Source organism: Enterobacter cloacae complex sp. 342H5 (genome assembly GCF_050030905.1).
Lineage (GTDB): Bacteria > Pseudomonadota > Gammaproteobacteria > Enterobacterales > Enterobacteriaceae > Enterobacter > Enterobacter intestinihominis.
In genome coordinates this window covers 1342465-1369408 of record NZ_JBLGVB010000001.1, presented here as the reverse complement: position 1 = coordinate 1369408, position 26944 = coordinate 1342465, and the positions used below count along the sequence as shown (strand labels likewise).

The following is a 26944-nucleotide window of genomic DNA, read 5'->3' as shown; positions in this document are numbered from 1 at the left end:
CGCAACAGGGTTAACGGAGAAGGTTATGTGTTCTATTTTTGGCGTACTGGATATTAAAACTGACGCGGGCGAACTGCGTAAAAAAGCACTCGAATTGTCCCGCCTGATGCGCCATCGCGGTCCGGACTGGTCAGGCGTTTACGCCAGCGATAAAGCGATTCTGGCTCACGAACGTCTTTCCATTGTTGATGTCAACGCTGGCGCACAGCCGCTGTATAACGAGAAAAAAACGCACGCGCTTGCTGTTAACGGTGAAATTTACAACCATCAGGCGCTGCGCGCTGAGTACGGCGATCGCTACGCGTTTCAGACCGGCTCAGACTGCGAAGTGATCCTGGCGCTGTATCAGGAGAAAGGCCCGGAGTTCCTCGACGACCTGCAAGGTATGTTCGCCTTCGCGCTGTACGACAGCGAAAAAGACGCTTACCTGATTGGCCGCGACCATATTGGTATTATCCCGCTGTACATGGGACACGATGAACACGGTAACTTCTACGTTGCCTCAGAGATGAAAGCCCTGGTACCGGTGTGCCGCACCATCAAAGAGTTCCCGGCAGGTAGCTACCTGTGGAGTAAAGACGGCGAGATCCGCCCGTACTACCAGCGCGACTGGTTTGATTATGAGGCGGTGAAAGACAACGTGACGGACAAAGCCGAACTGCGTCAGGCACTAGAGGAGTCAGTGAAAAGCCACCTGATGTCAGACGTACCCTACGGCGTACTGCTCTCCGGCGGTCTGGACTCCTCCGTGATCTCCGCGATCACCAAGAAATTCGCCGCACGTCGCGTGGAAGATCAGGAGCGCTCTGAAGCCTGGTGGCCGCAGCTGCACTCCTTTGCCGTGGGTCTGGAAGGGGCGCCTGACCTGAAAGCCGCCCAGGAAGTGGCGAACCATCTCGGCACGGTGCACCATGAAATTCACTTCACCGTACAGGAAGGTCTGGATGCGATCCGCGATGTGATCTATCACATTGAAACCTATGATGTGACCACCATTCGCGCCTCCACGCCGATGTATTTGATGTCGCGGAAGATCAAAGCGATGGGCATCAAGATGGTGCTCTCCGGCGAAGGTTCTGACGAAGTGTTTGGCGGTTATCTCTATTTCCACAAAGCGCCAAACGCCAAAGAGCTGCATGAAGAAACGGTGCGTAAGCTACAGGCGCTGCACATGTTTGACTGCGCGCGCGCCAACAAAGCGATGTCCGCCTGGGGTGTGGAAGCCCGCGTGCCGTTCCTCGATAAGAAATTCCTCGATGTGGCGATGCGCATCAACCCGCAGGACAAAATGTGCGGCAACGGCAAAATGGAGAAACATATCCTGCGTGAATGTTTTGAATCCTACCTGCCGGCGAGCGTGGCGTGGCGTCAGAAAGAGCAGTTCTCGGATGGCGTGGGTTACAGCTGGATCGACACTCTGAAAGAGGTGGCGGCAAAACAGGTTTCTGATCAACAACTGGAAACTGCGAGCTTCCGCTTCCCGTACAACACGCCAGCCTCGAAAGAAGCGTATTTGTACCGTGAGATCTTTGAGGAGCTGTTCCCGGTTCCAAGTGCAGCCGAGTGCGTACCGGGTGGTCCATCGGTCGCCTGCTCTTCTGCTAAAGCCATTGAATGGGATGAATCCTTCAAAGCCATGAACGATCCGTCAGGACGCGCGGTGGGCGTTCACCAGTCTGCCTATAAATAATGTTTAGAGTATCATCAGGCCCTCCGGGGCCTGATTTTTTTGTCTCTCTTTTCTCCGCATAAAATCGATTAATAACCAATAATTGTCGAATATTCGGCCTCGCTGTTCGCAACCTAACCAAACAGTCACATTCCGGCTATTTTCATTGAAAAAGGTGTTGACGCTGCAAGGGTCTATACGCATAATGCGCCCCGCAACGCCGATAAGGTAACGCGAAAAAAAGATGGCTACGTAGCTCAGTTGGTTAGAGCACATCACTCATAATGATGGGGTCACAGGTTCGAATCCCGTCGTAGCCACCATCTTTTTTGCGGGAGTGGCGAAATTGGTAGACGCACCAGATTTAGGTTCTGGCGCCGCAAGGTGTGCGAGTTCAAGTCTCGCCTCCCGCACCATTCCCAGGTAAGCGTTGCACGGATGGGGTATCGCCAAGCGGTAAGGCACCGGTTTTTGATACCGGCATTCCCTGGTTCGAATCCAGGTACCCCAGCCATATTTCTTCGATCATGCGGTTCTCCGCGGTATTGGGGTATCGCCAAGCGGTAAGGCACCGGTTTTTGATACCGGCATTCCCTGGTTCGAATCCAGGTACCCCAGCCATCGAAGATTGCAGTACTGGCTACGTAGCTCAGTTGGTTAGAGCACATCACTCATAATGATGGGGTCACAGGTTCGAATCCCGTCGTAGCCACCATATTTATGTTATCGAATACGATTCGGTAAACTGAACATTGTTGGGGTATCGCCAAGCGGTAAGGCACCGGATTCTGATTCCGGCATTCCGAGGTTCGAATCCTCGTACCCCAGCCACTTTAAAGTCGTTAAGCAGTTTGTTTAACGCAATTGGGGTGTCGCCAAGCGGTAAGGCTCTGGTTTCTGATACCAGCATTCCGGGGTTCGAATCCCTGCACCCCAGCCACTTAAAACAAACAAGCCCACTCTGCGGGCTTTTTTGTTTTTGTTGCTCAGAATAGTGCGGCCTGATGCCCTCACCCCAACCCTCTCCCACGGGGCTGAGGGATCCCCAGTAATTTTTTTATGCAGAAGCAATAAAGTTGCTTTCTAAATGACTGAGGGCTGTCAGCGATGCCCTGGTCCGGCTGTAAATCGCTGAGGCGTTTGCCTTCCGGCCGGGGCGAGGCGCAGGGATGCGCCGAGAGGGCGGCTTTACAGGGACGTTGCCTCCGCCCGTACCCGATAAGCCGGAAGGAATAAGCCGAGGGCACCGCGAAGCGGCGATTTACCGCCGGGAGCCCGGGTCGCCAGGGTGGTGGCGACTGAGCCACCCTGGCACGTTCACCGGTCATGTCGTTACAGAGTAGCAAGGAACATAAAGTGAACGGAATGACCACCACCGCCGTATATTCCCCTCACCCTAACCCTCTCCCCGGAGGGGCGAGGGGATTGCTCAGTGCTCGCATTAATTTGTGGGGAACCCTCAGCCCACGGGGAGAGGGAATAAAGATTAGAGTCCGAGGGCGTATTTCAGTGCCTGACGCTTCAGACCACCGGCACGTTCCGCTGCCATCAATCCAATATTGCGCAATATCCGCACCGGGCCAACATCATTGCTGAACCCGGCATAGAACAGATCCATCCCCGACTGCATAATGAAGTTATCCGCCATACGGCGCGTCTGGTAGCGCTTCAGTACCTGATGGCTGGCCCAGGCTTCCGCGTGGGCGCGAGCGTTACCCAGCACATCCAGTAACGCATCGACGTCACGGTATCCCAGGTTAACCCCCTGCCCCGCCAGCGGATGAATGGTGTGCGCCGCGTCTCCCACCAGGGCCAGCCCTTCACGGGCATACTGCAACGCATGGCGTCGCATCAGCGGGAATGCGCCAGCGGCAACCGGGGTCACGTTACCCAGACGGCGCGGGAAGTGCTGGCGGATTTCGCGCTGCAACTGATCCATGGACAGCCCCTGCAACTGTCGAATGCGCGCCGGCTTGTCGTACCACACCAGCGAAGCCCAGTTATCAAACAACGGTAAGAATGCATGCGGGCCGTTCGGCGTAAAATGCTGCCAGGTGCTTTCGCCCGGCGCGTTTTCTGACTGCACGGTGATCAGCATGCAGGATTGCTGATACTGCCAGGCATGGATCCCAATGCCTGCCATCTGCCTGACCTGCGAGTTCGCGCCATCCGCCCCCACCACCAGCTTCACGGCCAGCTCATCGTCGTTATCCAGCGTCAGGAGATATCCACCTTCATGACGATGCAGGGCTTTCAGCGAGTCCGGAACACGCAGCGTCACCTTCGGGTGCGCCTCCAGCGCCTGCCAGAGCGCCTGCTGGAGCACGTTGTTTTCCACCATATAGCCCAGACGCGGCAGTTTCAGCTCGGCGGCGTCAAACGAGACGTGAGCATTTTCCCACTCCCAGGTTTCAAGACGGCTGTAAGGGTGCGCGCGCATCGCCAGCACCGCCTCCCAGACGCCCAGCCCGCGAAGCAGATCAACAGAGGACGCGCTGATGGCGGAAATACGCACGTCCGGTTGGCTGGAAGGATCGAATACCGGCGGAGCCGCCTGTTCAATAACGGTTACGTCAAATCCCTGCTGCGCCAGCCCCAGCGCCAGTGCGCCGCCGACCATACCGCCGCCAACAACGGCAACTTCGGTGTTCAGGAGTGTCATGGTCACTATTCCTTATTGGAGAATACCTTAAGTTTACCGGATTTTTGCGGCCCTGAGGTTGACAACCTTCATACTGGTCACAACCGCACCAAAGCATTACAATACGCGGCTTGCAATCCTGAGCTGAGCAAGTCGATGACTAAAAAACTCCATATAAAAACCTGGGGCTGTCAGATGAACGAATACGATTCATCTAAGATGGCCGATCTGCTGGATACCACCCACGGATACCAGCTGACTGAAAATGCGAAAGAAGCCGATGTGCTGCTGCTGAACACCTGTTCAATTCGTGAAAAAGCACAGGAAAAAGTCTTTCATGTGTTAGGCCGCTGGAAGCTTCTCAAACGGAAAAATCCGGACCTGATCATTGGCGTGGGTGGCTGCGTCGCATCGCAGGAAGGTAAGCTGATCCGGCAGAGAGCCCCCTATGTGGATATCGTTTTTGGCCCTCAGACCCTGCACCGCCTGCCAGAGATGATTAATCAGGTTCGCGGCAGCCGTAGCCCGGTGGTTGACGTGAGTTTCCCGGAGATCGAGAAATTTGACCGTCTGCCAGAGCCGCGCGCTGATGGCCCGACCGCCTTCGTCTCCATCATGGAAGGCTGCAACAAATACTGTACTTACTGCGTGGTACCTTACACCCGCGGTGAAGAAGTGAGCCGCCCGGCAGACGATATCCTGTTTGAAATCGCGCAGCTTGCCGCGCAGGGCGTACGCGAAGTGAACCTGCTGGGCCAGAACGTGAACGCCTGGCGCGGGGAAAACTACGACGGCACCACTGGCAGCTTTGCTGAACTGCTGCGTCTGGTGGCGGCGATTGACGGCATTGACCGCATTCGCTTTACCACCAGCCATCCGATGGAATTTACCGACGACATTATTGACGTCTATCGCGATACGCCAGAGCTGGTGAGCTTCCTGCACCTGCCGATCCAGTGCGGCTCTGACCGCGTGCTGAACCTGATGGGTCGTCCACATACGGTGCTGGAGTATAAGTCCACCATCCGCAAGCTGCGTGAAGCGCGCCCGGATATCCAGATTAGCTCCGACTTTATCGTCGGCTTCCCTGGCGAAACCGCTGATGACTTCGAGCGCACCATGAAGCTCATCGGCGAGGTGAATTTCGACGTCAGCTACAGCTTCATCTTCTCAGCACGCCCGGGCACCCCAGCGGCCGATATGGTTGACGATGTGCCGGAAGAAGAGAAAAAGCAGCGTCTCTATATTTTGCAGGAGCGTATCAACCAGCAGGCCAACGCCTGGAGCCGTCGTATGCTCGGCACTGTCCAGCGTATTCTGGTGGAAGGCACTTCCCGTAAGAGCATCATGGAACTGTCCGGTCGAACCGAAAATAACCGCGTGGTGAATTTTGAAGGCACCCCGGACATGATTGGTAAGTTTGTGGACGTCGAGATTGTCGAAGTGCTCACGAACTCGCTGCGCGGGAAGGTGGTACGCACTGAGGACGAAATGGGTCTGCGTATTGCACAGACTCCGGAATCCGTTATCTCTCGCACCCGTAAAGTCAACGATTCTGGCGTAGGTATTTACCAGCCCTGATCCCTCTGGCCTGCCTGTCCGGCAGGCCTTGTATTTCCTCTCATCACCCCCAATATCTACCGCAACGCTTGCGCCTTTATTCTATGGCGTGAATAATTTCGGTAATGACCGTTTTATTACGCCGTGTGGCCACAGGTCAGTTAACCAAATAAAGAGGAACAGTTTGAACATAGATACGCGTGAAATTAGCCTTGAGCCCGCAGACAACGCTCGCCTGCTGAGCCTGTGCGGGCCGTTTGATGACAACATCAAACAACTGGAGCGACGTCTGGGTATCGAAATCAATCGTCGCGATAACCATTTCAAACTCACCGGACGCCCAATCTGCGTCAACGCCGCGGCAGATATTCTCCGCAGCCTGTATGTTGATACCGCCCCGATGCGCGGTGAGATCCAGGATATTGAACCTGAACAGATCCACCTGGCCATCAAAGAGGCGCGCGTGCTTGAGCAGAGCGCGGAAAGCGTGCCGGACTATGGCAAAGCCATCAACATTAAAACCAAACGCGGCGTGATTAAGCCTCGTACCCCGAACCAGGCACAGTACATCGCCAACATTCTCGACCATGACATCACCTTTGGCGTGGGTCCGGCGGGTACGGGTAAAACCTATCTGGCCGTTGCTGCTGCTGTCGATGCGCTTGAGCGTCAGGAGATCCGCCGTATCCTGCTGACCCGCCCTGCTGTAGAAGCCGGTGAGAAACTCGGCTTCCTGCCGGGCGATTTAAGTCAGAAAGTGGACCCCTACCTGCGCCCGCTGTACGACGCGCTGTTCGAAATGCTCGGCTTCGAGAAAGTTGAAAAGCTCATCGAGCGTAACGTGATTGAAGTGGCTCCGCTGGCCTACATGCGTGGGCGTACGCTTAACGACGCGTTCATCATTCTGGATGAGAGCCAGAACACCACCATTGAACAGATGAAGATGTTCCTGACGCGTATTGGCTTTAACTCGAAAGCGGTTATTACCGGTGACGTCACCCAGATTGACCTGCCGCGTAACACCAAATCGGGTCTGCGTCACGCCATCGAAGTCCTGGCCGAGGTAGACGAAATCAGCTTCAACTTCTTCCACAGCGAAGACGTGGTACGCCACCCGGTGGTCGCGCGTATCGTTAACGCTTATGAGGCCTGGGAAGAGGCAGATCAGAAGCGCAGGGCCGAGCTGGCCGCAGAACGTAAGCGCGAAGCGCAGGAGCATGAACAGAAATGAGTCAGGTGATCCTCGATTTACAGCTGGCCTGTGAAGATAATTCCGGCATGCCAGAAGAGGCACAGTTTCAGAAATGGCTGGATGCCGTTATCCCCCAGTTTCAGGAAGAATCAGAGGTCACGATTCGCCTGGTGGATGAAGCAGAAAGCCATGAGCTCAACCTGACCTATCGCGGGAAAGATAAGCCGACCAATGTGCTCTCTTTCCCATTCGAAGCCCCTCCGGGCATTGAGATGCCGCTGCTGGGCGATCTGATCATCTGCCGTCAGGTGGTTGAGCAGGAAGCCAAAGAGCAGCAAAAGCCGCTGGAAGCGCACTGGGCACACATGGTGGTGCACGGTAGCCTGCATCTTCTGGGTTACGACCATATTGAAGATGACGAAGCGGAAGAGATGGAATCCCTTGAGACAGAGATAATGCTTGCTCTGGGCTATGAGGATCCGTACATTGCCGAGAAAGAATAGTCAGTCACTGACTACCATGCCGCCGCGCAGGGACATAGCGCGGCGGTTAACGTTGAACTAACAAGAGAACCCTTAACAAACGCCATGAGCGACGACAATTCACACAGTAGCGACACGACAACCACTAAAAAGGGATTTTTCTCCCTCATCCTGAACCAGCTTTTCCACGGCGAACCGAAAAACCGTGATGAACTGCTGGAGCTGATTCGTGATTCCGGGCAGAACGACCTTATCGACGAAGATACGCGCGAAATGCTCGAAGGGGTGATGGACATCGCCGACCAGCGCGTCCGCGACATCATGATCCCCCGCTCGCAGATGATTACCCTGAAACGCAACCAGACGCTGGACGAGTGCCTCGATGTGATTATCGAATCGGCTCACTCACGTTTCCCGGTCATCAGCGAAGACAAAGATCACATCGAAGGGATTTTGATGGCGAAAGATCTGCTGCCGTTTATGCGCAGCGATGCCGAAGCCTTCAGTATGGAAAAAGTGTTACGCCCGGCCGTGGTTGTGCCGGAAAGTAAGCGTGTGGATCGGATGCTGAAGGAGTTTCGCTCCCAGCGCTATCACATGGCGATTGTTATTGATGAATTTGGTGGCGTTTCCGGTCTGGTCACAATCGAAGACATCCTTGAGCTGATCGTGGGCGAAATCGAAGATGAGTATGACGAAGAAGAGGATATCGACTTCCGTCAGCTGAGCCGCCACACCTGGACCGTGCGCGCGCTGGCCTCCATTGAAGACTTCAATGACACCTTTGGCACCAGCTTCAGCGATGAAGAAGTGGACACCATTGGTGGTCTGGTGATGCAGGCCTTCGGCCATCTTCCGGCCCGCGGTGAAACCGTTGACATCGATGGTTACCAGTTCAAGGTCGCAATGGCTGACAGCCGACGTATTATTCAGGTTCATGTCAGAATGCCGGACGACTCACCGGTGCCAAAACTGGAAGATTAATGTAAATGGCATTTGCCCCACTCTTTGAACGCCAGCGCGTCCGTTTGCTGCTGGCGCTGTTACTCGGAGCCAGCGGTACGCTGGCTTTTTCTCCTTACGATATCTGGCCAGCCGCTATTCTCTCCCTGATGGGGCTACAGGGTCTTACCCTGAATCGTCGTCCGGTACAGGCCGCGGCCATAGGCTACTTCTGGGGGCTGGGGCTGTTTGGCTCTGGTATCAACTGGGTCTACGTCAGTATCGCGCAATTTGGCGGAATGCCGGGGCCGGTTAACGTCTTCCTGGTTGTGCTGCTCGCCGCCTATCTTTCGCTCTACACTGGCCTGTTCGCCGGTATTCTATCTCGTCTGTGGCCTAAAACGACCTGGCTGCGCGTCGCGATAGCGGCTCCCGTTGTCTGGCAAATCACCGAATTTCTGCGCGGCTGGGTACTGACCGGCTTCCCGTGGTTGCAGTTCGGCTATAGCCAGGTGGACGGCCCGCTGAAAGGTCTGGCTCCCGTCATGGGCGTGGAGGCGATTAACTTCCTGCTCATGGCGGTCAGCGGCCTGCTGGTGCTGGCTCTGGTGACACGTAACTGGAAGCCGCTGGTTGCCGCGTTAATCCTGTTTGCCCTGCCTTTCCCACTGCGTTATATCCAGTGGTTCACGCTGGAGCCCGCGCGCGCCACGCAGGTATCGTTGATACAGGGCGATATCCCGCAGTCATTGAAATGGGATGAGAATCAGCTGCTGAACACGCTGAAAATCTACGCCAACGCCACTGAAAAGGTGATGGGCAAATCGCAGCTCATCATCTGGCCTGAGTCTGCGATCCCGGATCTGGAGATCAATCAGCAGCCCTTCCTGAAGATGATGGACGATCTGCTGCGCGCGCGCGGCAGTACGCTGATTACCGGAATTGTGGATGCGCGTCTCAATCAGCAGAACCGCTATGACACGTACAACACGATCATTACGCTCGGTAAGGACAGCGAATACAGCTATACCTCCACCAATCGTTACAACAAAAATCACCTTGTACCGTTTGGCGAATTTGTTCCGCTGGAGTCTATTCTGCGCCCACTGGCACCGTTCTTTGACCTGCCGATGTCCTCATTCAGCCGGGGCCCTTACGTTCAGCCGCAGCTGCATGCGCACGGTTTTGCCCTGACGGCCGCTATTTGCTACGAGATTATCCTCGGCGAGCAGGTGCGCGATAACTTCCGCCCGGACACCGACTATCTGCTGACCATCTCAAACGATGCGTGGTTCGGTAAATCGATCGGCCCGTGGCAGCACTTCCAGATGGCACGAATGCGTTCTCTGGAGCTGGCACGTCCGCTGTTGCGCAGCACCAATAACGGCATCACCGCCGTGATTGGTCCGCAGGGTGAAATCCAGGCCATGATCCCGCAGTTCACCCGTGAGGTGCTGACCACGAAAGTCACGCCAGCTACGGGCCTGACGCCTTATGCGCGCACCGGGAACTGGCCGCTGTGGATCCTGACCACGCTGTTCGGTTTTGCCGCCGTAGTGATGAGCCTGCGTCAGCGTCGTAGATAACCTGGCCTTCTGTTGCCGGGTGGCGGCTACGCCTTACCCGGCCTACTCTCCGGCGCAGCCGCCACCCGACAATTTCCTCCTAAACTTCAATTCTGGCACGCCTGTTGCTTTGTTTAATTACGCAAACGCTGTCTGGCTTAACGTGCAACCTTGTCGCACCAGCATGGATCTCCGGTAGCACCGAAACGGTGCAACGAGAGATTATTGCCTCTGAATGGTGCGGCGCGCTTCGCAAAAATAAACAATAACGCAGCAAAATCTTTACATTAAGCCAGACTAAATGTTAACAAGCTTGCATAACACTGCACTCGCATTGCGCGAGATATAACAACATCACAATGGGTATCAAAGCGTCACTGGCGCTGATAAGAAAGGAGTTGGGTATGCAATTACGTAAACTGGCCACAGCAATGCTGGTTATGGGAATGTCTGCGGGCATCGTTCACGCTGAAGACGCTCCGGCAGCAGGAAGCACTCTCGACAAGATTGCCAAAAACGGCGTGATCGTGGTCGGCCACCGTGAATCTTCTGTCCCGTTCTCTTACTACGACAACACGCAAAAAGTCGTGGGCTATTCACAGGATTACTCCAACGCCATCGTTGAAGCCGTGAAGAAAAAGCTGAACAAACCTGACCTGCAAGTGAAGCTGATCCCCATCACTTCACAGAACCGTATTCCTCTGCTGCAAAACGGCACATTTGATTTTGAATGTGGCTCAACCACCAACAACCTTGAGCGTCAGAAACAGGCCGCTTTCTCGGACACCATCTTCGTTGTAGGCACCCGCCTGCTGACGAAGAAAGGCGGCGATATCAAAGATTTTGCTGACCTGAAAGGCAAAGCGGTTGTCGTGACCTCCGGTACCACGTCCGAAGTGCTGCTGCACAAGCTGAACGACGAGAAGAAAATGGACATGCGCATCATCAGCGCGAAAGATCACGGCGACTCCTTCCGTACCCTGGAAAGCGGTCGTGCCGTTGCGTTTATGATGGATGACGCTCTGCTGGCAGGCGAGCGCGCCAAGGCGAAGAAACCAGACAACTGGGAAATCGTCGGGACTGCGCAGTCGAAAGAAGCTTACGGCTGTATGCTGCGTAAAGGCGATGAAGGCTTCAAAAAGCTGATCGATGACACCATCGCTCAGGCGCAAACCTCTGGCGAAGCGGCAAAATGGTTCGACAAATGGTTCAAGAACCCAATTCCACCAAAAAACCTGAACATGAACTTTGAACTGTCTGACGACATGAAAGCGCTGTTCAAATCACCAAACGACAAAGCTCTTAACTAACTAGAACGACAGGGGCGGGATCTCCTGCCCTCTCGATTGTCGGGAAGCATGGACAGACTATACGTTGAGTGGTCGTTCCCCACTCAGCGCAAAAATTGAGCTTCTCACCAATCTTCGAGGGTAGCGCTGCTACCCTCTTTTTTCTGGAGTTTACTATGTCAATTGACTGGAACTGGGGCATCTTTCTGCAACAAGCCCCGTTCGGCAACACCACCTATCTCGGCTGGCTGTGGAGCGGCTTTCAGGTTACCGTTGCGTTATCGATAACGGCGTGGATTATCGCGTTTCTTGTCGGTTCGCTGTTCGGTATTCTGCGTACCGTCCCTAACCGTTTTCTCTCTTCGATTGGCACGCTCTATGTGGAACTGTTCCGTAACGTTCCGCTGATCGTGCAGTTCTTTACCTGGTATCTGGTGATCCCGGAACTGCTGCCGGAAGATCTCGGCATGTGGTTCAAGGCCGAGCTGGATCCTAACGTACAATTCTTTGTCTCCTCCATGCTGTGTCTGGGACTGTTCACCGCTGCGCGCGTCTGCGAGCAGGTGCGTGCCGCCATACAGTCACTGCCACGCGGACAAAAGAATGCGGCACTGGCGATGGGCCTGACCCTGCCACAAGCCTACCGTTACGTACTGCTGCCTAACGCTTACCGCGTCATCGTTCCGCCGATGACCTCCGAGATGATGAACCTGGTAAAAAACTCGGCCATCGCCTCAACCATTGGTCTGGTAGATATGGCGGCGCAGGCGGGCAAACTGCTGGATTACTCCGCTCACGCATGGGAATCCTTCACGGCAATCACGCTCGCCTATGTTCTGATTAACGCTTTCATCATGCTGGTGATGAACCTGGTTGAACGCAAAGTACGCCTGCCGGGCAATCTGGGGGGCAAATAATGTACGAATTTGACTGGAGTTCCATTGTTCCCTCCATGCCTTATCTGCTGGATGGACTGGCGATCACCTTAAAGATCACCGTAATCGCCATTATCGTCGGTATTGTCTGGGGCACCCTGCTGGCAGTGATGCGCCTGTCGAGCTTTAAACCGCTCGCCTGGTTTGCTACGGCTTACGTTAACGTGTTCCGCTCCATTCCACTGGTCATGGTGCTGTTGTGGTTTTACCTGATTGTTCCCGGCTTTTTACAGAACGTGCTGGGACTGTCGCCGAAAACCGATATCCGCCTGATCTCTGCCATGGTGGCATTCTCCATGTTTGAAGCCGCCTACTACTCCGAGATCATCCGCGCAGGTATTCAGAGTATCTCGCGCGGGCAGTCCAGCGCTGCGCTGGCGCTCGGTATGACGCACTGGCAGTCCATGAAGCTCATTATTCTGCCGCAGGCGTTTCGCGCCATGGTTCCGCTGCTGCTGACGCAGGGCATCGTCCTGTTCCAGGATACCTCCCTGGTCTACGTGCTGAGCCTGGCAGACTTCTTCCGTACCGCCTCCACCATTGGCGAACGTGACGGAACGCAGGTTGAGATGATCCTCTTCGCGGGCGGGGTCTATTTTGTGATTAGTTTAAGCGCATCGCTGTTGGTCAGCTGGCTGAAGAAAAGGACCGTATAATGATTTCCCTGAAAAATGTTTCTAAATGGTATGGGCACTTTCAGGTGCTGACCGACTGCTCAACAGAAGTGAAAAAAGGCGATGTGGTGGTGGTATGTGGCCCGTCCGGCTCCGGTAAGTCGACGCTTATCAAAACCGTTAATGGGCTGGAACCTGTCCAGCAGGGCGAGATTGTCGTTAACGGCACCAAAGTGAATGACCGCAAAACCAACCTTGCCCAGCTTCGCTCCCACGTTGGGATGGTGTTCCAGCATTTTGAGCTGTTCCCTCACCTCTCCATCATTGAGAACCTGACGCTGGCGCAGGTGAAAGTGCTGAAGCGCGACAAAAAAGCGGCGCGTGAAAAGGGACTGAAGTTGCTGGAACGCGTCGGTCTGTCTGCACATGCGGATAAGTTCCCGGCGCAGCTTTCAGGTGGCCAACAGCAGCGCGTGGCAATCGCGCGTGCGCTGTGCATGGATCCGGTGGCGATGCTGTTTGATGAGCCGACGTCCGCGCTCGATCCTGAGATGATCAACGAAGTGCTGGACGTTATGGTGGAACTGGCGCACGAAGGGATGACCATGATGGTGGTGACGCACGAAATGGGCTTCGCCCGTAAAGTGGCCAACCGTGTGATCTTCATGGATGAAGGGAAAATTGTTGAAGACTCACCGAAAGAAGAGTTCTTCGCAAATCCTAAATCTGAACGTGCAAAAGACTTCCTCGCCAAAATCCTGCATTAATCTTTTTAGTGCGCAATCTGTGGATTGCGCACTGCTTCACGCTTTAGATCTCTTTTTCTATTCGGCGTCACATCGCAGCGTTAACCTTGTCACAAATAATGCTAAGAATGGAGAACGCCATGGCACAGCCTATTATTCTCGACTGCGATCCGGGTCATGATGACGCAATCGCACTCGTCCTTGCTCTTGCCTCCCCTGAACTGGACGTAAAAGCTGTCACCTCCTCTGCAGGGAACCAGACGCCGGATAAAACCCTGCGAAACGTGTTGCGCATGTTAACGCTGCTAAAACGCACCGATATTCCGGTCGCAGGGGGCGCCATTAAGCCGCTAATGCGCGAGCTGATCATTGCGGATAACGTTCACGGTGAAAGTGGGCTGGATGGCCCGGCGCTGCCGGAGCCGGGTTTCGCACCACAAAACTGTACTGCCGTCGAGCTCATGGCGAAAGTTCTGCGTGAAAGCGCAGAGCCCGTGACGCTGGTGGCGACCGGCCCACAGACCAACGTAGCGCTGCTGCTGAACAGCCATCCTGAACTGCACAGCAATATCGCCCGTATCGTCATCATGGGCGGGGCAATGGGGCTGGGGAACTGGACGCCAGCCGCGGAGTTCAACATCTTTGTTGACCCGGAAGCCGCAGAAATCGTCTTCCAGTCGGGCCTGCCGATTGTGATGGCGGGGCTGGACGTTACCCACCGCGCACAAATTATGGCGCAGGACATCGAACGATTTCGTACTGTGGGTAACCCGGTTGCAACAACCGTGGCAGAGCTGCTCGATTTCTTTATGGTGTATCACAAAGCCGAGAAGTGGGGATTCCACGGCGCCCCGCTGCATGACCCATGCACCATCGCCTGGCTACTGAAGCCGGAAATGTTTACCACGGTCGAGCGTTGGGTTGGTGTGGAAACACAGGGGAAATATACCCAGGGAATGACGGTGGTGGACTATTACTCGCTGACGGGAAACAAGCCGAATACCACAGTGATGGTGGATATCGATCGGAAAGCGTTTGTGGATTTGCTGGCGGAGAGGCTGGCTTATTATTCTGCGGCCTGATGCCCTCACCCACAGGGAGAGGGAGCAGACACTAAAAACGGCAACGACGTTGCCGTTTTGCTTTTACCTACGGCTCAAACGGCCGACGCTGGAACTGGTCGTGCCCGCATTTCGGACACAGCGACAGCACCTCCGGCGTATAAACGGCGATATGGTGGTGGCACTTCTCACACACAAGGTTCCCCAGCCCCACCACTTCGCCGCTGTGATAGACACCGTGGTGGTTTAAATCCTGGAACACCTCGCGCCACTCCAGTTGGGTTTTATCGGTAATATCCGCCAGCTCCTGCCACAGGCTCTCTTTAATTACCCGCATAAAAACACTGTCGACGATTTCGTCCTGGCTCTCTTCATAGCTTCGCGCAAACTCTTCCAGGTCGCGGCGCACGGCGCGCGTCACCTCTTCCACTTCGGTTCGCGATAACTCACCCGTTTGCGTCACGCGTGCGCGTGCCTGTTCGACCAACGCGTCGATATCACGCTCGCCGTTACGCAGCCTTTCCGTCAGAGTCGCTACCAGTTCACGGTAAAATTGAGCAACCTTGTTCATCATTTTGCCTCCCGGGTAAGTAACTGTCTCTAATAATAGACCTTATTTCGTCGCCGCTTTGTCAGGTGAAGCACAGACCCGGTAAATTCCTGCAAAGTGCATTTGCGTGAAAGGCTGTTTTGACGCGGGCGTTTGGGCTATGCTATGCGGATCTGAATTACCACATCCATTGGCTACATTTGTAGCTGTATTGAACACAGGACCACTGGCTGCCATGCAAGAGCAATACCGCCCGGAAGAGATAGAATCAAAAGTCCAGCAACACTGGGACGAGAAGCGCACCTTTGAAGTAACCGAAGACGAGAGCAAAGAGAAGTATTACTGCCTGTCGATGCTTCCCTATCCTTCTGGTCGACTACACATGGGCCACGTGCGTAACTACACCATCGGTGACGTGATTGCACGCTACCAGCGTATGCTGGGCAAAAACGTACTTCAGCCTATCGGCTGGGATGCGTTCGGCCTGCCTGCTGAAGGCGCGGCGGTGAAAAACAACACGGCACCGGCTCCGTGGACGTACGACAACATCGCGTACATGAAAAACCAGCTGAAAATGCTGGGCTTTGGCTATGACTGGAGCCGCGAGCTGGCAACCTGTACCCCGGAATACTACCGCTGGGAGCAGAAGTTCTTCACCGAGCTGTATAAAAAAGGCCTGGTCTACAAGAAAACGTCCGCCGTTAACTGGTGCCCGAACGACCAGACCGTTCTCGCGAACGAGCAGGTTATCGATGGCTGCTGCTGGCGCTGCGACACCAAAGTTGAGCGTAAAGAGATCCCGCAGTGGTTTATCAAAATCACCGCCTACGCTGACGAACTGCTGAACGATCTGGATAATCTGGATCACTGGCCTGACACCGTTAAGACCATGCAGCGCAACTGGATCGGCCGTTCCGAAGGTGTGGAAATTACCTTTAACGTAGAAAACTACGACCAGACGCTGACCGTCTACACCACCCGTCCGGACACCTTCATGGGCGCGACCTACTTGGCCGTGGCCGCAGGTCACCCGCTGGCGCAAAAAGCGGCGGAAAACAATCCGGAGCTGGCGACCTTTATCGACGAATGTCGCAACACGAAAGTGGCCGAAGCCGACATGGCGACGATGGAGAAAAAAGGCGTTGATACCGGCTTCAAAGCGATCCACCCGCTGACGGGCGAAGCGATACCTGTCTGGGCCGCCAACTTCGTACTGATGGAATACGGCACAGGCGCCGTGATGGCCGTGCCGGGTCACGATCAGCGCGACTACGAATTTGCCACCAAATACGGCCTGACCATCAAGCCTGTTATTCTTGCTGCTGACGGCTCTGAACCCGATCTCTCTGAGCAAGCGCTGACTGAAAAAGGCACCCTGTTTAACTCCGGTGAGTTCAGCGGCCTGAGCTTCGAAGAGGGCTTCAACGCCATCGCCGACAAACTGGCCTCCCTGGGCGTGGGCGAGCGTAAAGTCAACTACCGTCTGCGCGACTGGGGCGTTTCCCGTCAGCGTTACTGGGGCGCGCCAATCCCAATGGTGACCCTGGAAGACGGCACCGTGATGCCAACGCCGGAAGATCAGCTGCCGGTGATCCTGCCGGAAGACGTGGTCATGGACGGCATCACCAGCCCGATCAAAGCCGATCCTGAGTGGGCAAAAACCACCGTCAACGGTCAGCCAGCGCTGCGTGAAACCGACACCTTTGACACCTTTATGGAATCCTCCTGGTACTATGCGCGCTACACCTGCCCGCAGTACAAAGAAGGCATGCTGGATTCCGATGCTGCAAACTACTGGCTGCCGGTAGACATCTATATCGGTGGCATTGAACACGCCATCATGCACCTGCTCTACTTCCGCTTCTTCCACAAACTGATGCGTGACGCAGGCCTGGTCAACTCCGACGAGCCGGCAAAACAGCTGCTGTGTCAGGGTATGGTGCTGGCAGATGCGTTCTACTACGTTGGCGCGAACGGTGAACGTAACTGGGTTTCTCCGGTTGATGCGATTGTGGAGCGCGACGAGAAAGGCCGTATCGTGAAGGCGAAAGACGCCGAAGGTCATGAACTGGTTTATACCGGCATGAGCAAGATGTCCAAGTCTAAAAATAACGGTATCGACCCGCAGGTGATGGTTGAGCGTTACGGCGCTGACACCGTGCGTCTGTTCATGATGTTCGCCTCCCCGGCAGATATGACGCTGGAATGGCAGGAATCCGGCGTTGAAGGGGCAAACCGCTTCCTGAAACGCGTCTGGAAACTGGTTTACGAGCACACCTCACAAGGTGATGCGCCAGCGCTGAACGTGGCTGCACTGAGCGAAGATCAGCAGGCGCTGCGTCGTGATGTTCATAAAACCATTGCGAAAGTCACCGATGATATTGGTCGTCGTCAGACCTTCAATACCGCAATTGCGGCTATTATGGAACTGATGAACAAGCTGGCGAAAGCCCCGCAGGACGGCGAGCAGGATCGCGCGTTAATGCGCGAAGCGCTGCTGACGGTCGTTCGCATGCTGAACCCGTTCACGCCGCACGTTAGCTTCACCCTGTGGCAGGAGCTGAAAGGCGAAGGGGATATCGACAACGCGCCGTGGCCAGTGGCGGATGAATCCGCTATGGTGGAAAACACCACGCTGGTTGTGGTGCAGGTTAACGGTAAAGTGCGCGGTAAAATTACCGTCGCGGTCGACGCAACCGAAGAACAGGTTCGCGAGCGCGCAGGCCAGGAGCATCTGGTCGCGAAATACCTTGAGGGCGTTACCGTACGTAAAGTGATCTACGTACCCGGTAAACTGCTGAATCTGGTCGTTGGCTAAGCGCGGGAGGAAACGTGCGACACCTGGCAACAATACTCTTATCTCTGGCGGTGCTGGTCACCGCTGGCTGCGGCTGGCACCTGCGCAATACCACGGCAGTGCCTGCTCAGATGAAAACAATGATCTTCGACTCATCCGATCCGAATGGACCGCTGAGCCGGGCCATTCGTAACCAGCTGCGTTTGAACGATGTTGAACTGATCGAGAAGGGAACCCTGCGTCAGGATGTTCCTTCGCTTCGCGTCCTGAAATCAACGCTGGCAAAAGACACTGCGTCAATCTTCCAGGATGGGCGGACGGCGGAATATCAGATGGTGCTGACCGTTAGCGCGGCTGTTCTGATACCGGGTAAAGATATTTACCCTATCAGTACCAAAGTCTACCGTTCGTTCTTCGATAACCCGCAGACGGCGCTGGCGAAAGACGCCGAAGAGCAGATTATCATCAAAGAGATGTACGATAAGGCTGCGGAGCAGCTGATCCGTAAGCTGCCTACCATTGCCGCGTCGACGAAAAAAGGCGCTGACGTCATCGAAACACCGGATGCCCGCACGCCGGATATGCCAACGTCGCTGGGTAACTGATGATCAGGTTGTATCCTGAACAACTCCGCGCGCAGCTCAACGAAGGGCTGCGCGCGGCCTATCTGCTACTCGGCAACGACCCCCTGTTACTCCAGGAAAGCCTTGATGCGGTTCGCCATGCGGCAGCCGCGCAGGGTTTCGATGAGCATCATACGTTCCAGATCGATAACAGTACCGACTGGAACGCTATCTTCTCGCTTTGTCAGGCCATGAGCCTGTTTGCCTCTCGTCAGACAATCCAGATCGTGCTGCCAGAGAATGGTCCTAACGCGGCCATCAATGAACAGCTGACCATGCTGGTGAGTTTATTACACGGCGATCTGCTGCTTATCGTACGCGGCAACAAACTCACAAAAGCGCAGGAAAACGCGGCCTGGTTTACCCAGCTTGCCACCAATGCGGTACTGGTCACCTGCCAGACGCCAGAACAGGCGCATCTGCCAAAATGGGTTGCCGCGCGCGCAAAGCTGCACAATCTGCAACTGGATGATGCCGCCAGCCAGCTCCTTTGCTATTGCTATGAAGGCAACCTTCTGGCACTGGCGCAGGCGCTGGACAGGCTCGCCCTGCTGTGGCCCGATGGCAAGCTGACGCTACCGCGCGTGGAACAGGCGGTGAATGATGCCGCGCACTTTACTCCCTTCCACTGGGTTGATGCGCTGCTGTCGGCGAAAAGTAAGCGAGCCCTGCACATACTGCAACAGCTGCGCCTGGAAGGGAGTGAGCCGGTCATTCTGCTCCGCACGCTCCAGCGCGAATTACTGCTGCTGAACAACCTTAAACGTCAGTCGGCACATACGCCCCTGCGCGCCTTATTCGATAAACATCGCGTCTGGCAGAACCGTCGGGCGATGACCACGGAGGCGATAAACCGCCTGAGCCAGGAGCAGTTGCGTCAGGCTGTGCAACTTCTGATGCGCGCCGAACTGACGTTAAAACAGGACTACGGCCAGTCTGTCTGGGCGGAGCTGGAGAGCCTCTCTTTGCTGCTCTGCCATAAGGCGCTGGCAGACGTATTTATCGATGGGTGATATGCATTCTTTACAGGCAATGTATGGCGGGACCTTCGACCCGGTACACTATGGGCATCTTAAGCCGGTAGAAATCCTCGCGAATTTGATTGGGTTGCAGCGGGTAATCATCATGCCCAACAATGTTCCTCCGCATCGTCCTCAGCCAGAAGCAACCAGCGAGCAGCGCAAAGCGATGCTCGCGCTGGCTATCGCAGATAAGCCTCTCTTCACGCTGGATGAGCGCGAATTGCGCAGGGATACCCCTTCCTGGACATCGCAAACGCTGCGGGAGTGGCGCGCTGAGCAGGGGCCCATGCAACCGCTGGCGTTTATCATCGGCCAGGATTCCTTGCTCAACTTTCCCAGCTGGTACCAGTACGAAACCATTCTGGAAAACAGTCATCTGCTGGTCTGCCGCCGTCCGGGCTACCCGTTAACCATGCGCGATGCGCAGCATCAGCAGTGGCTTGACGCGCATCTGACGGACAATATAGAAGACCTGCACAGTCTACCCGCCGGGAAAATTTACCTCGCTGAAACGCCGTGGTTTGATATTTCCGCGACCCTCATCCGCGAGCGTCTCCACCAGGGTTTAGACTGTGACGATCTCCTGCCCTCGCCCGTGCTGGCCTATATCCACGCACACGGTTTGTATCAGAAAAGTACAGATGCCTGATCATCACCGGCGAAATTGTCTGTTAATGTTTATCCTGCCTTGACAGGCTAAGCCATACTGATATCCTCCGCTGCCAGACTTTCCCGCCGATCGCTGCTTTACAGAAATTGTTTTACAAAAATGGCGATGCAATCTCAGGCGGAGGGTGGGATGATACCCGCCTTCAAAAGCCGGGCGGTGACATTTGTCCCGCGACTGGCGTCAGTTCAGGTATACTGACTGGCCACGAATTCATAGTTGTACAATCTCATTCACCCAGGGGGAAAACTTGCAGGGTAAAGCACTCCAGGATTTTGTTATCGACAAAATTGATGACCTGAAAGGTCAGGACATCATAGCTATCGACGTTAAGGGTAAATCCAGCATCACCGACTGCATGATCATCTGCACCGGGACCTCAACTCGTCACGTTGTTTCGATTGCTGACCATGTTGTTCAGGAATCGCGCGCGGCAGGGCTGCTTCCGCTGGGCGTTGAAGGTGAAGCGACCGCTGACTGGGTGGTTGTCGATCTCGGCGATGTGATTGTCCACGTCATGCAGGAAGAGAGCCGTCGCCTGTATGAGCTGGAAAAACTCTGGGGTTAATGCGTGAAGTTGCAACTGGTCGCCGTCGGCACCAAAATGCCGGACTGGGTACAAACCGGTTTTACTGAGTATCTGCGTCGTTTCCCAAAAGATATGCCGTTCGAACTGGTGGAGATCCCAGCAGGAAAGCGCGGCAAGAACGCAGATATCAAACGTATTCTCGATAAAGAGGGAGAGCTGATGCTGGCTGCCGCAGGCAAAAACCGCATCGTGACCCTCGATATCCCGGGAAAACCCTGGGATACGCCGCAGCTGGCGCACGAACTGGAGCGCTGGAAGCAGGATGGTCGTGATGTCAGTCTGTTGATTGGCGGACCAGAGGGGTTATCTCCCGCCTGCAAAGCGGCAGCAGAACAAAGTTGGTCACTCTCGGCGCTGACGTTGCCCCACCCGCTTGTGCGGGTTCTCGTGGCAGAAAGTTTGTATCGCGCATGGAGCATCACTACCAACCACCCTTATCACCGCGAGTAATGACAGACCAGGGTAATTTAAGCAGCGGATGAAACTACAGAATTCTTTTCGCGACTATACGGCTGAGTCCGCGCTGTTTGTGCGCCGGGCGCTGGTCGCCTTTACGGGGATTTTGCTGCTTACCGGCGTGCTGATCGCCAACCTCTATAATCTGCAAATTGTCCGCTATACCGATTACCAGACCCGCTCAAACGAAAACCGTATCAAGCTGGTACCCATCGCGCCCAGCCGCGGCATTATCTACGATCGTAACGGCACCCCGCTGGCGCTAAACCGCACCATCTACCAGATAGAGATGATGCCGGAGAAAGTGGATAACGTGCAGGATACGCTGAACGCGCTGAGAAGCGTTGTCGACCTGACTGATGACGACATCGCTGCGTTCAAAAAAGAGCGCGCACGTTCTCACCGCTTCACCTCTATTCCGGTAAAAACCAACCTGACGGAAGTGCAGGTCGCCCGTTTTGCCGTTAACCAGTACCGTTTCCCCGGTGTGGAAGTCAAAGGCTATAAACGTCGCTACTATCCTTACGGCTCCGCGCTGACGCACGTCATAGGCTACGTCTCCAAAATTAACGATAAAGACGTCGAACGCCTTGATAAAGACGGCAAGCTGGCTAACTACGCCGCAACCCATGATATTGGCAAGCTTGGGATTGAACGTTATTACGAAGATGTCCTGCACGGTCAGACCGGGTATGAAGAGGTTGAAGTTAACAACCGTGGCCGCGTGATCCGTCAGCTCAAAGAGGTTCCCCCACAGGCGGGACATGACGTTTATCTGACGCTCGACCTGAAGCTACAGCAGTATATCGAAACGCTGCTGGCGGGTAGCCGGGCCGCCGTGATCGTGACCGACCCGCGTACCGGCGGTATTCTGGCGATGGTTTCTATGCCAAGCTACGATCCGAACCTCTTCGTGGATGGCATCTCCAGCAAGGATTACTCCGGCCTGCTCAACGATCCAAACACCCCGCTGGTGAACCGCGCCACGCAGGGGGTTTATCCTCCAGCCTCAACGGTAAAACCGTATGTCGCCGTTTCTGCGCTGAGCGCGGGCGTCATTACCCGTAATACCAGTCTGTTTGACCCTGGCTGGTGGCAGTTACCTGGCTCTGAAAAACGCTACCGTGACTGGAAAAAATGGGGTCACGGCCATCTGAACGTGACCAAATCACTGGAGGAGTCGGCGGATACCTTCTTCTATCAGGTCGCCTACGACATGGGAATTGATCGTCTGTCTGAATGGATGAGCAAATTCGGCTACGGACATTACACCGGTATAGATTTGGCGGAAGAACGTTCCGGCAACATGCCAACCCGCGAATGGAAGCTGAAGCGCTTTAAAAAACCCTGGTATCAGGGTGATACCATTCCGGTGGGCATCGGCCAGGGCTACTGGACGGCAACGCCGCTGCAAATGAACAAGGCGATGATGATCCTCATCAACGATGGCGTTGTGAAAGTACCGCACCTGCTGCAAAGCACCGTAGAAGACGGCAAAAAAGTGCCATGGATACAGCCGCACGAGCCGCCGGTGGGTGACATTCATTCCGGGTACTGGGAAATCGCCAAAGACGGGATGTATGGCGTAGCCAACCGCCCTAACGGGACGGCGCACAAATATTTCGCTGGCGCACCGTATAAGGTTGCCGCGAAATCAGGTACGGCTCAGGTCTTCGGTCTGAAAGCGAATGAAACCTATAACGCACATAAAATTGCCGAACGTCTGCGTGACCACAAGCTCATGACGGCGTTTGCCCCTTATGATAACCCGCAGGTTGCGGTGGCGATGATTCTTGAGAACGGCGGCGCAGGCCCGGCGGTGGGTACCATCATGCGTCAAATCCTCGACCACATCATGCTGGGTGATAACAACACCGAACTGCCAGCTGAAAACCCGGCAGCCGCTGCGGCGGAGGACCAATAATCATGACGGATAATCCGAATAAAAAATCGCTGTGGGATAAGATCCACATCGACCCTGCCATGCTGCTGATCCTGCTGGCTCTGCTGGTGTACAGCGCCCTCGTTATCTGGAGCGCCAGCGGCCAGGATATCGGCATGATGGAGCGTAAAGTTGGCCAGATCGCCATGGGTCTGGTCATTATGGTGGTGATGGCGCAAATACCACCGCGCGTGTATGAGGGCTGGGCGCCCTATCTCTATATTTTCTGTATCATTTTGCTGGTGGCAGTAGATGCGTTCGGTGCTATCTCGAAGGGGGCGCAACGCTGGCTGGATCTGGGGATTGTCCGCTTCCAGCCGTCAGAAATCGCCAAAATCGCCGTTCCGCTGATGGTGGCGCGCTTCATTAACCGCGACGTCTGCCCGCCGTCGTTGAAGAATACCGCCATTGCGCTGGTGCTGATTTTCCTGCCGACGCTGCTCGTGGCCGCACAGCCTGACCTCGGTACCTCGATTCTCATCGCCCTCTCCGGCCTGTTCGTCCTGTTCCTGTCCGGCCTGAGCTGGCGTCTGATCGGCATCGCGGTGGTCCTGCTGGCTGCCTTTATTCCTATTCTCTGGTTCTTCCTGATGCATGATTACCAGCGCCAGCGCGTGATGATGCTGCTCGATCCCGAGACCGATCCGCTGGGCGCAGGCTATCATATTATTCAGTCGAAGATTGCGATTGGCTCCGGCGGCCTGCGCGGAAAAGGCTGGCTGCACGGGACACAGTCGCAGCTCGAATTTTTACCGGAACGCCACACCGACTTTATCTTTGCCGTTCTGGCTGAGGAGTTAGGGCTGGTTGGCATTCTGGTGCTGCTTGCACTCTACGTGCTGTTGATCATGCGTGGGCTCTACATTGCCGCACGCGCGCAGACCACCTTTGGCCGGGTTATGGCGGGTGGATTAATGTTGATTTTGTTCGTTTATGTCTTCGTAAATATTGGTATGGTGAGTGGTATTCTGCCGGTTGTTGGCGTACCGCTGCCGCTGGTGAGTTACGGGGGCTCGGCACTGATCGTGTTGATGGCCGGGTTTGGTATCGTCATGTCGATCCATACCCACAGGAAAATGTTGTCCAAAAGCGTATAAAAATAAGGGGATCGCAATGCGTAAGCAGTGGCTGGGGATCTGCATCGCAGCAAGTTTACTTGCCGCCTGTACAAGTGATGATGGTCAGCAACAGGCAACCGTCGCGCCGCCGCAGCCTGCGGTCTGTAATGGTCCGATTGTTGAAATTAGCGGTGCCGATCCCGTTTATGAACCGCTGAACGCCAGCGTGAATCAGGATTATCAGCGCGACGGTAAAAGCTATAAAATCGTTCAGGATCCTTCCCGTTTCAGCCAGGCCGGCTTTGCTGCCATCTATGACGCTGAGCCAGGCAGCAATCTGACCGCGTCAGGTGAAACCTTCGATCCGATGGAGATCACGGCGGCACACCCGACACTGCCTATTCCAAGCTATGCGCGCATCACTAACCTGGCGAATGGCCGGATGATCGTGGTACGTATCAACGATCGTGGCCCTTACGGCAACGATCGCGTGATCTCCCTGTCACGCGCGGCAGCCGACCGTCTGAATACCTCAAATAATACAAAAGTGCGTATCGACCCGATTATCGTGGCGCAGGATGGTTCGCTGTCTGGCCCGGGCACGGCCTGTACCACGGTCGCGAAACAGACCTACGCCCTGCCCGCGCGCCCGGATCTAAGCGGTGGTATGGGGGGCGCTTCAATGCCAGCAGAGCCCGCGCAGCCGCAGGGTGAAGTGCACGCCATCAGCAACGATACGCTACAAAGTGAAGATGCGACAGGCGCCCCGGTGAAAAGCAGTGGTTTCCTTGGTGCACCCACCACGTTAGCGCCGGGCGTGATTGAATCAAATGAACCTGCCCCAGCGCCTGCGCCCGTTGTTGCTGCACCCGCTACACAACCCGCCCCGGTGACCGCACCGGCTGCTACGCAGACTGCGGCGCCTGCGACGGCGAGCGGCAGCTACGTGGTTCAGGTTGGCGCCGTCAGCGATCGGGCCCGTGCAGAGCAGTATCAGCAGCGTTTAAGCCAGCAGTTTGGCGTGCCAGGCCGCGTTGAGCAAAACGGTGCGGTATGGCGTATCCAGATGGGTCCGTTTGCCAGCAAATCGCAGGCAGCGTCCCTGCAACAGCGTTTGCAGAGCGAGGCGCAGCTCCAGTCGTTTATCGCTGTTGCGAAGTAATTAATCGGTGGTATCCGAAATGTCAGTTTGTGTAAACCACGTTAACACTCTCATGATGAAAGTCGGATGCCTGCCCGTATAGCATTTGCTATAGTAAGGCACTTTTTTTAATTCCATCACGGATGTCGTAGTTCTGACCATGAAGACCACTTTTTCTGCTCGTTTTGTGCAGCGCATGGCGCTGACCACGGCCCTTTGCGCTGCTGCGTTCTCCGCAGCTCACGCGGATGACCTGAACATCAAGACCATGATCCCTGGCGTTCCGCAGATCGACGCGGAATCCTACATCCTGATTGATTACAACTCCGGCAAAGTTCTGGCAGAACAGAACGCCGATGCCCGCCGCGACCCGGCCAGCCTGACCAAAATGATGACCAGCTATGTTATCGGCCAGGCCATGAAAGCGGGCAAATTTAAAGAAACCGATCTGGTGACTATCGGTAACGATGCGTGGGCAACCGGCAACCCGGTGTTCAAAGGTTCATCGCTGATGTTCCTGAAGCCAGGCATGCAGGTTCCGGTCTCTCAGCTTATCCGTGGCATCAACTTGCAGTCCGGTAACGACGCCTGCGTGGCAATGGCCGATTTTGCAGCGGGCAGCCAGGACGCGTTTGTGGGCCTGATGAACAGCTACGTCTCTGCGCTGGGCCTGAAAAACAGCCACTTCCAGACCGTTCACGGCCTGGACGCCGAAGGTCAGTACAGCTCCGCGCGTGACATGGCGCTGATCGGTCAGGCGCTGATCCGCGATGTGCCAAACGAGTACTCTATCTACAAAGAGAAAGAGTTCACCTTCAACGGCATTCGTCAGACCAACCGTAACGGCCTGCTGTGGGACAATAGCCTGAACGTCGACGGCATCAAAACTGGTCACACCGACAAAGCCGGCTATAACCTGGTGGCTTCTGCCACTGAAGGCCAGATGCGTCTGATCTCTGCCGTGATGGGGGGCCGCACGTTTAAAGGACGCGAAACGGAAAGTAAAAAACTGCTGACCTGGGGCTTCCGCTTCTTCGAAACCGTGAATCCGCTGAAAGCCGGTAAAGAATTTGCCTCTGAACCTGTCTGGTTTGGCGATAACGACCGTGCTTCCCTGGGTGTGGACAAAGATCTCTATCTGACGATCCCACGCGGTCGTATGAAAGATCTGAAAGCCAGCTACGTGCTGAATACCACCGAGCTGCACGCCCCGCTGCAAAAGAATCAGGTCGTGGGTACCATCAACTTCCAGCTGGATGGAAAAACCATCGATCAGCGCCCGCTGGTGGTGCTGGAGGAAATTCCTGAAGGCAATTTCTTCGGCAAAATCATTGATTACATTAAGCTGATGTTCCATCACTGGTTTGGTTAAAAATTGAACACTTGAAAGTGTGATTTTGATC

At 55.2% G+C, this 26944-nt stretch carries 23 protein-coding genes and 7 tRNA genes; 28 read left to right on the top strand and 2 right to left on the bottom strand.

What is annotated here, in order from left to right:
- Positions 1-25 precede the first annotated feature (25 nt).
- From asnB to ACQG03_RS06605, 8 genes are all read left to right on the top strand, one after another.
- Positions 26-1690, top strand: a complete 1665-nt coding sequence (asnB, locus tag ACQG03_RS06640; RefSeq protein WP_015571128.1) for an asparagine synthase B — start codon at positions 26-28, stop codon at positions 1688-1690.
- Positions 1691-1915: 225 nt separating this feature from the next.
- A tRNA-Met gene (locus ACQG03_RS06635) sits at positions 1916-1992 on the top strand.
- A gap of 8 nt (positions 1993-2000) precedes the next feature.
- Positions 2001-2085: transfer RNA gene (locus tag ACQG03_RS06630), tRNA-Leu, on the top strand.
- Positions 2086-2108: 23 nt separating this feature from the next.
- Positions 2109-2183: transfer RNA gene (locus tag ACQG03_RS06625), tRNA-Gln, on the top strand.
- 32 nt (positions 2184-2215) lie between these two features.
- Positions 2216-2290: transfer RNA gene (locus tag ACQG03_RS06620), tRNA-Gln, on the top strand.
- Positions 2291-2307: 17 nt separating this feature from the next.
- Positions 2308-2384: transfer RNA gene (locus ACQG03_RS06615), tRNA-Met, on the top strand.
- A gap of 41 nt (positions 2385-2425) precedes the next feature.
- Positions 2426-2500 (top strand) — tRNA-Gln (locus ACQG03_RS06610).
- 34 nt (positions 2501-2534) lie between these two features.
- Positions 2535-2609: transfer RNA gene (locus ACQG03_RS06605), tRNA-Gln, on the top strand.
- 546 nt (positions 2610-3155) lie between these two features.
- Here the strand turns inward: ACQG03_RS06605 and ubiF are convergent.
- On the bottom strand, positions 3156-4331 hold the full coding sequence (gene ubiF / locus ACQG03_RS06600) for a 3-demethoxyubiquinol 3-hydroxylase (protein ID WP_023305692.1): 1176 nt from the start codon (positions 4329-4331) through the stop codon (positions 3156-3158).
- A 135-nt stretch (positions 4332-4466) separates the two neighbouring features.
- On the opposite strand from ubiF, the gene miaB reads away from it, so the two are divergent.
- The 10 genes from miaB to rihA all read left to right on the top strand — a co-directional run bounded on the left by miaB (position 4467) and on the right by rihA (position 14717).
- Positions 4467-5891, top strand: a complete 1425-nt coding sequence (miaB, locus tag ACQG03_RS06595; RefSeq protein WP_003858672.1) for a tRNA (N6-isopentenyl adenosine(37)-C2)-methylthiotransferase MiaB — start codon at positions 4467-4469, stop codon at positions 5889-5891.
- Between the two features lie 163 nt (positions 5892-6054).
- Positions 6055-7101, top strand: coding sequence for a PhoH family protein (locus ACQG03_RS06590; RefSeq protein WP_022647440.1), 1047 nt, complete (start codon positions 6055-6057; stop codon positions 7099-7101).
- Positions 7098-7565, top strand: a complete 468-nt coding sequence (gene ybeY / locus ACQG03_RS06585; protein WP_003858677.1) for an rRNA maturation RNase YbeY — start codon at positions 7098-7100, stop codon at positions 7563-7565. The genes ACQG03_RS06590 and ybeY overlap by 4 nt, the downstream gene beginning before the upstream one ends.
- Positions 7566-7649: 84 nt before the next feature.
- Entirely contained in the window at positions 7650-8528 is an 879-nt protein-coding gene (corC, locus tag ACQG03_RS06580; RefSeq protein WP_003858679.1) for a CNNM family magnesium/cobalt transport protein CorC, read from the top strand.
- 5 nt (positions 8529-8533) lie between these two features.
- Complete coding sequence (lnt, locus tag ACQG03_RS06575; protein WP_022647439.1) at positions 8534-10072, top strand: apolipoprotein N-acyltransferase; 1539 nt, start codon at positions 8534-8536, stop codon at positions 10070-10072.
- A 383-nt stretch (positions 10073-10455) separates the two neighbouring features.
- Positions 10456-11361, top strand: coding sequence for an amino acid ABC transporter substrate-binding protein (locus ACQG03_RS06570; protein ID WP_022647438.1), 906 nt, complete (start codon positions 10456-10458; stop codon positions 11359-11361).
- Positions 11362-11516: 155 nt separating this feature from the next.
- Entirely contained in the window at positions 11517-12257 is a 741-nt protein-coding gene (gene gltJ, locus ACQG03_RS06565) for a glutamate/aspartate ABC transporter permease GltJ (RefSeq protein ID WP_015571133.1), read from the top strand.
- Positions 12257-12931 carry a glutamate/aspartate ABC transporter permease GltK gene (gene gltK, locus ACQG03_RS06560; protein WP_022647437.1) on the top strand — a complete coding sequence of 225 codons (675 nt, stop codon included), beginning with the start codon at positions 12257-12259 and terminating at the stop codon, positions 12929-12931. The genes gltJ and gltK overlap by 1 nt, the downstream gene beginning before the upstream one ends.
- Positions 12931-13656, top strand: coding sequence for an amino acid ABC transporter ATP-binding protein (locus ACQG03_RS06555; RefSeq protein ID WP_006809622.1), 726 nt, complete (start codon positions 12931-12933; stop codon positions 13654-13656). Before gltK ends, ACQG03_RS06555 begins: the two co-directional genes overlap by 1 nt.
- A gap of 119 nt (positions 13657-13775) precedes the next feature.
- On the top strand, positions 13776-14717 hold the full coding sequence (gene rihA, locus ACQG03_RS06550; RefSeq protein ID WP_058677429.1) for a pyrimidine-specific ribonucleoside hydrolase RihA: 942 nt from the start codon (positions 13776-13778) through the stop codon (positions 14715-14717).
- Between the two features lie 67 nt (positions 14718-14784).
- Here rihA and ACQG03_RS06545 read toward each other — a convergent pair whose 3' ends face one another.
- Positions 14785-15267, bottom strand: coding sequence for a zinc ribbon-containing protein (locus ACQG03_RS06545; RefSeq protein WP_063163839.1), 483 nt, complete (start codon positions 15265-15267; stop codon positions 14785-14787).
- A gap of 214 nt (positions 15268-15481) precedes the next feature.
- On the opposite strand from ACQG03_RS06545, the gene leuS reads away from it, so the two are divergent.
- The 10 genes from leuS to dacA all read left to right on the top strand — a co-directional run bounded on the left by leuS (position 15482) and on the right by dacA (position 26913).
- Positions 15482-18064 (top strand): leucine--tRNA ligase, encoded by a 2583-nt coding sequence (gene leuS, locus ACQG03_RS06540; RefSeq protein ID WP_063163824.1) that lies wholly within the window; start codon positions 15482-15484, stop codon positions 18062-18064.
- A gap of 14 nt (positions 18065-18078) precedes the next feature.
- Entirely contained in the window at positions 18079-18648 is a 570-nt protein-coding gene (gene lptE / locus ACQG03_RS06535) for an LPS assembly lipoprotein LptE (protein ID WP_058677430.1), read from the top strand.
- Entirely contained in the window at positions 18648-19679 is a 1032-nt protein-coding gene (gene holA, locus ACQG03_RS06530) for a DNA polymerase III subunit delta (RefSeq protein ID WP_058645953.1), read from the top strand. The genes lptE and holA overlap by 1 nt, the downstream gene beginning before the upstream one ends.
- Positions 19672-20337, top strand: a complete 666-nt coding sequence (nadD, locus tag ACQG03_RS06525) for a nicotinate-nucleotide adenylyltransferase (protein WP_063163825.1) — start codon at positions 19672-19674, stop codon at positions 20335-20337. The genes holA and nadD overlap by 8 nt, the downstream gene beginning before the upstream one ends.
- Before the next feature lie 268 nt (positions 20338-20605).
- Positions 20606-20923, top strand: a complete 318-nt coding sequence (gene rsfS / locus ACQG03_RS06520) for a ribosome silencing factor (protein WP_003858696.1) — start codon at positions 20606-20608, stop codon at positions 20921-20923.
- Positions 20924-20926: 3 nt separating this feature from the next.
- Entirely contained in the window at positions 20927-21394 is a 468-nt protein-coding gene (rlmH, locus tag ACQG03_RS06515) for a 23S rRNA (pseudouridine(1915)-N(3))-methyltransferase RlmH (RefSeq protein ID WP_003858701.1), read from the top strand.
- A 28-nt stretch (positions 21395-21422) separates the two neighbouring features.
- Positions 21423-23324, top strand: coding sequence for a peptidoglycan DD-transpeptidase MrdA (gene mrdA / locus ACQG03_RS06510; protein ID WP_015571138.1), 1902 nt, complete (start codon positions 21423-21425; stop codon positions 23322-23324).
- A gap of 2 nt (positions 23325-23326) precedes the next feature.
- Positions 23327-24439: a peptidoglycan glycosyltransferase MrdB gene (mrdB, locus tag ACQG03_RS06505; RefSeq protein ID WP_022647428.1), complete on the top strand. Its 1113-nt coding sequence runs from the start codon at positions 23327-23329 to the stop codon at positions 24437-24439.
- Between the two features lie 16 nt (positions 24440-24455).
- Entirely contained in the window at positions 24456-25562 is a 1107-nt protein-coding gene (gene rlpA, locus ACQG03_RS06500; protein ID WP_063163826.1) for an endolytic peptidoglycan transglycosylase RlpA, read from the top strand.
- 139 nt (positions 25563-25701) lie between these two features.
- Positions 25702-26913, top strand: coding sequence for a D-alanyl-D-alanine carboxypeptidase DacA (dacA, locus tag ACQG03_RS06495; protein WP_003858714.1), 1212 nt, complete (start codon positions 25702-25704; stop codon positions 26911-26913).
- The last annotated feature ends 31 nt before the right edge of the window (positions 26914-26944 follow it).

Coding starts and splice junctions, on each gene's coding strand:
- rihA (WP_058677429.1), top strand. CDS start 13,776: ATGGCACAGCCTATTATTCTCGACTGCGATCCGGGTCATGATGACGCA.
- ubiF (WP_023305692.1), bottom strand. CDS start 4,331: ATGACACTCCTGAACACCGAAGTTGCCGTTGTTGGCGGCGGTATGGTC.
- ACQG03_RS06545 (WP_063163839.1), bottom strand. CDS start 15,267: ATGAACAAGGTTGCTCAATTTTACCGTGAACTGGTAGCGACTCTGACG.
- rlpA (WP_063163826.1), top strand. CDS start 24,456: ATGCGTAAGCAGTGGCTGGGGATCTGCATCGCAGCAAGTTTACTTGCC.
- ACQG03_RS06555 (WP_006809622.1), top strand. CDS start 12,931: ATGATTTCCCTGAAAAATGTTTCTAAATGGTATGGGCACTTTCAGGTG.
- lnt (WP_022647439.1), top strand. CDS start 8,534: ATGGCATTTGCCCCACTCTTTGAACGCCAGCGCGTCCGTTTGCTGCTG.
- dacA (WP_003858714.1), top strand. CDS start 25,702: ATGAAGACCACTTTTTCTGCTCGTTTTGTGCAGCGCATGGCGCTGACC.
- leuS (WP_063163824.1), top strand. CDS start 15,482: ATGCAAGAGCAATACCGCCCGGAAGAGATAGAATCAAAAGTCCAGCAA.
- ACQG03_RS06570 (WP_022647438.1), top strand. CDS start 10,456: ATGCAATTACGTAAACTGGCCACAGCAATGCTGGTTATGGGAATGTCT.
- miaB (WP_003858672.1), top strand. CDS start 4,467: ATGACTAAAAAACTCCATATAAAAACCTGGGGCTGTCAGATGAACGAA.
- ybeY (WP_003858677.1), top strand. CDS start 7,098: ATGAGTCAGGTGATCCTCGATTTACAGCTGGCCTGTGAAGATAATTCC.
- mrdB (WP_022647428.1), top strand. CDS start 23,327: ATGACGGATAATCCGAATAAAAAATCGCTGTGGGATAAGATCCACATC.
- gltJ (WP_015571133.1), top strand. CDS start 11,517: ATGTCAATTGACTGGAACTGGGGCATCTTTCTGCAACAAGCCCCGTTC.
- holA (WP_058645953.1), top strand. CDS start 18,648: ATGATCAGGTTGTATCCTGAACAACTCCGCGCGCAGCTCAACGAAGGG.
- nadD (WP_063163825.1), top strand. CDS start 19,672: ATGGGTGATATGCATTCTTTACAGGCAATGTATGGCGGGACCTTCGAC.
- mrdA (WP_015571138.1), top strand. CDS start 21,423: ATGAAACTACAGAATTCTTTTCGCGACTATACGGCTGAGTCCGCGCTG.
- asnB (WP_015571128.1), top strand. CDS start 26: ATGTGTTCTATTTTTGGCGTACTGGATATTAAAACTGACGCGGGCGAA.
- gltK (WP_022647437.1), top strand. CDS start 12,257: ATGTACGAATTTGACTGGAGTTCCATTGTTCCCTCCATGCCTTATCTG.
- corC (WP_003858679.1), top strand. CDS start 7,650: ATGAGCGACGACAATTCACACAGTAGCGACACGACAACCACTAAAAAG.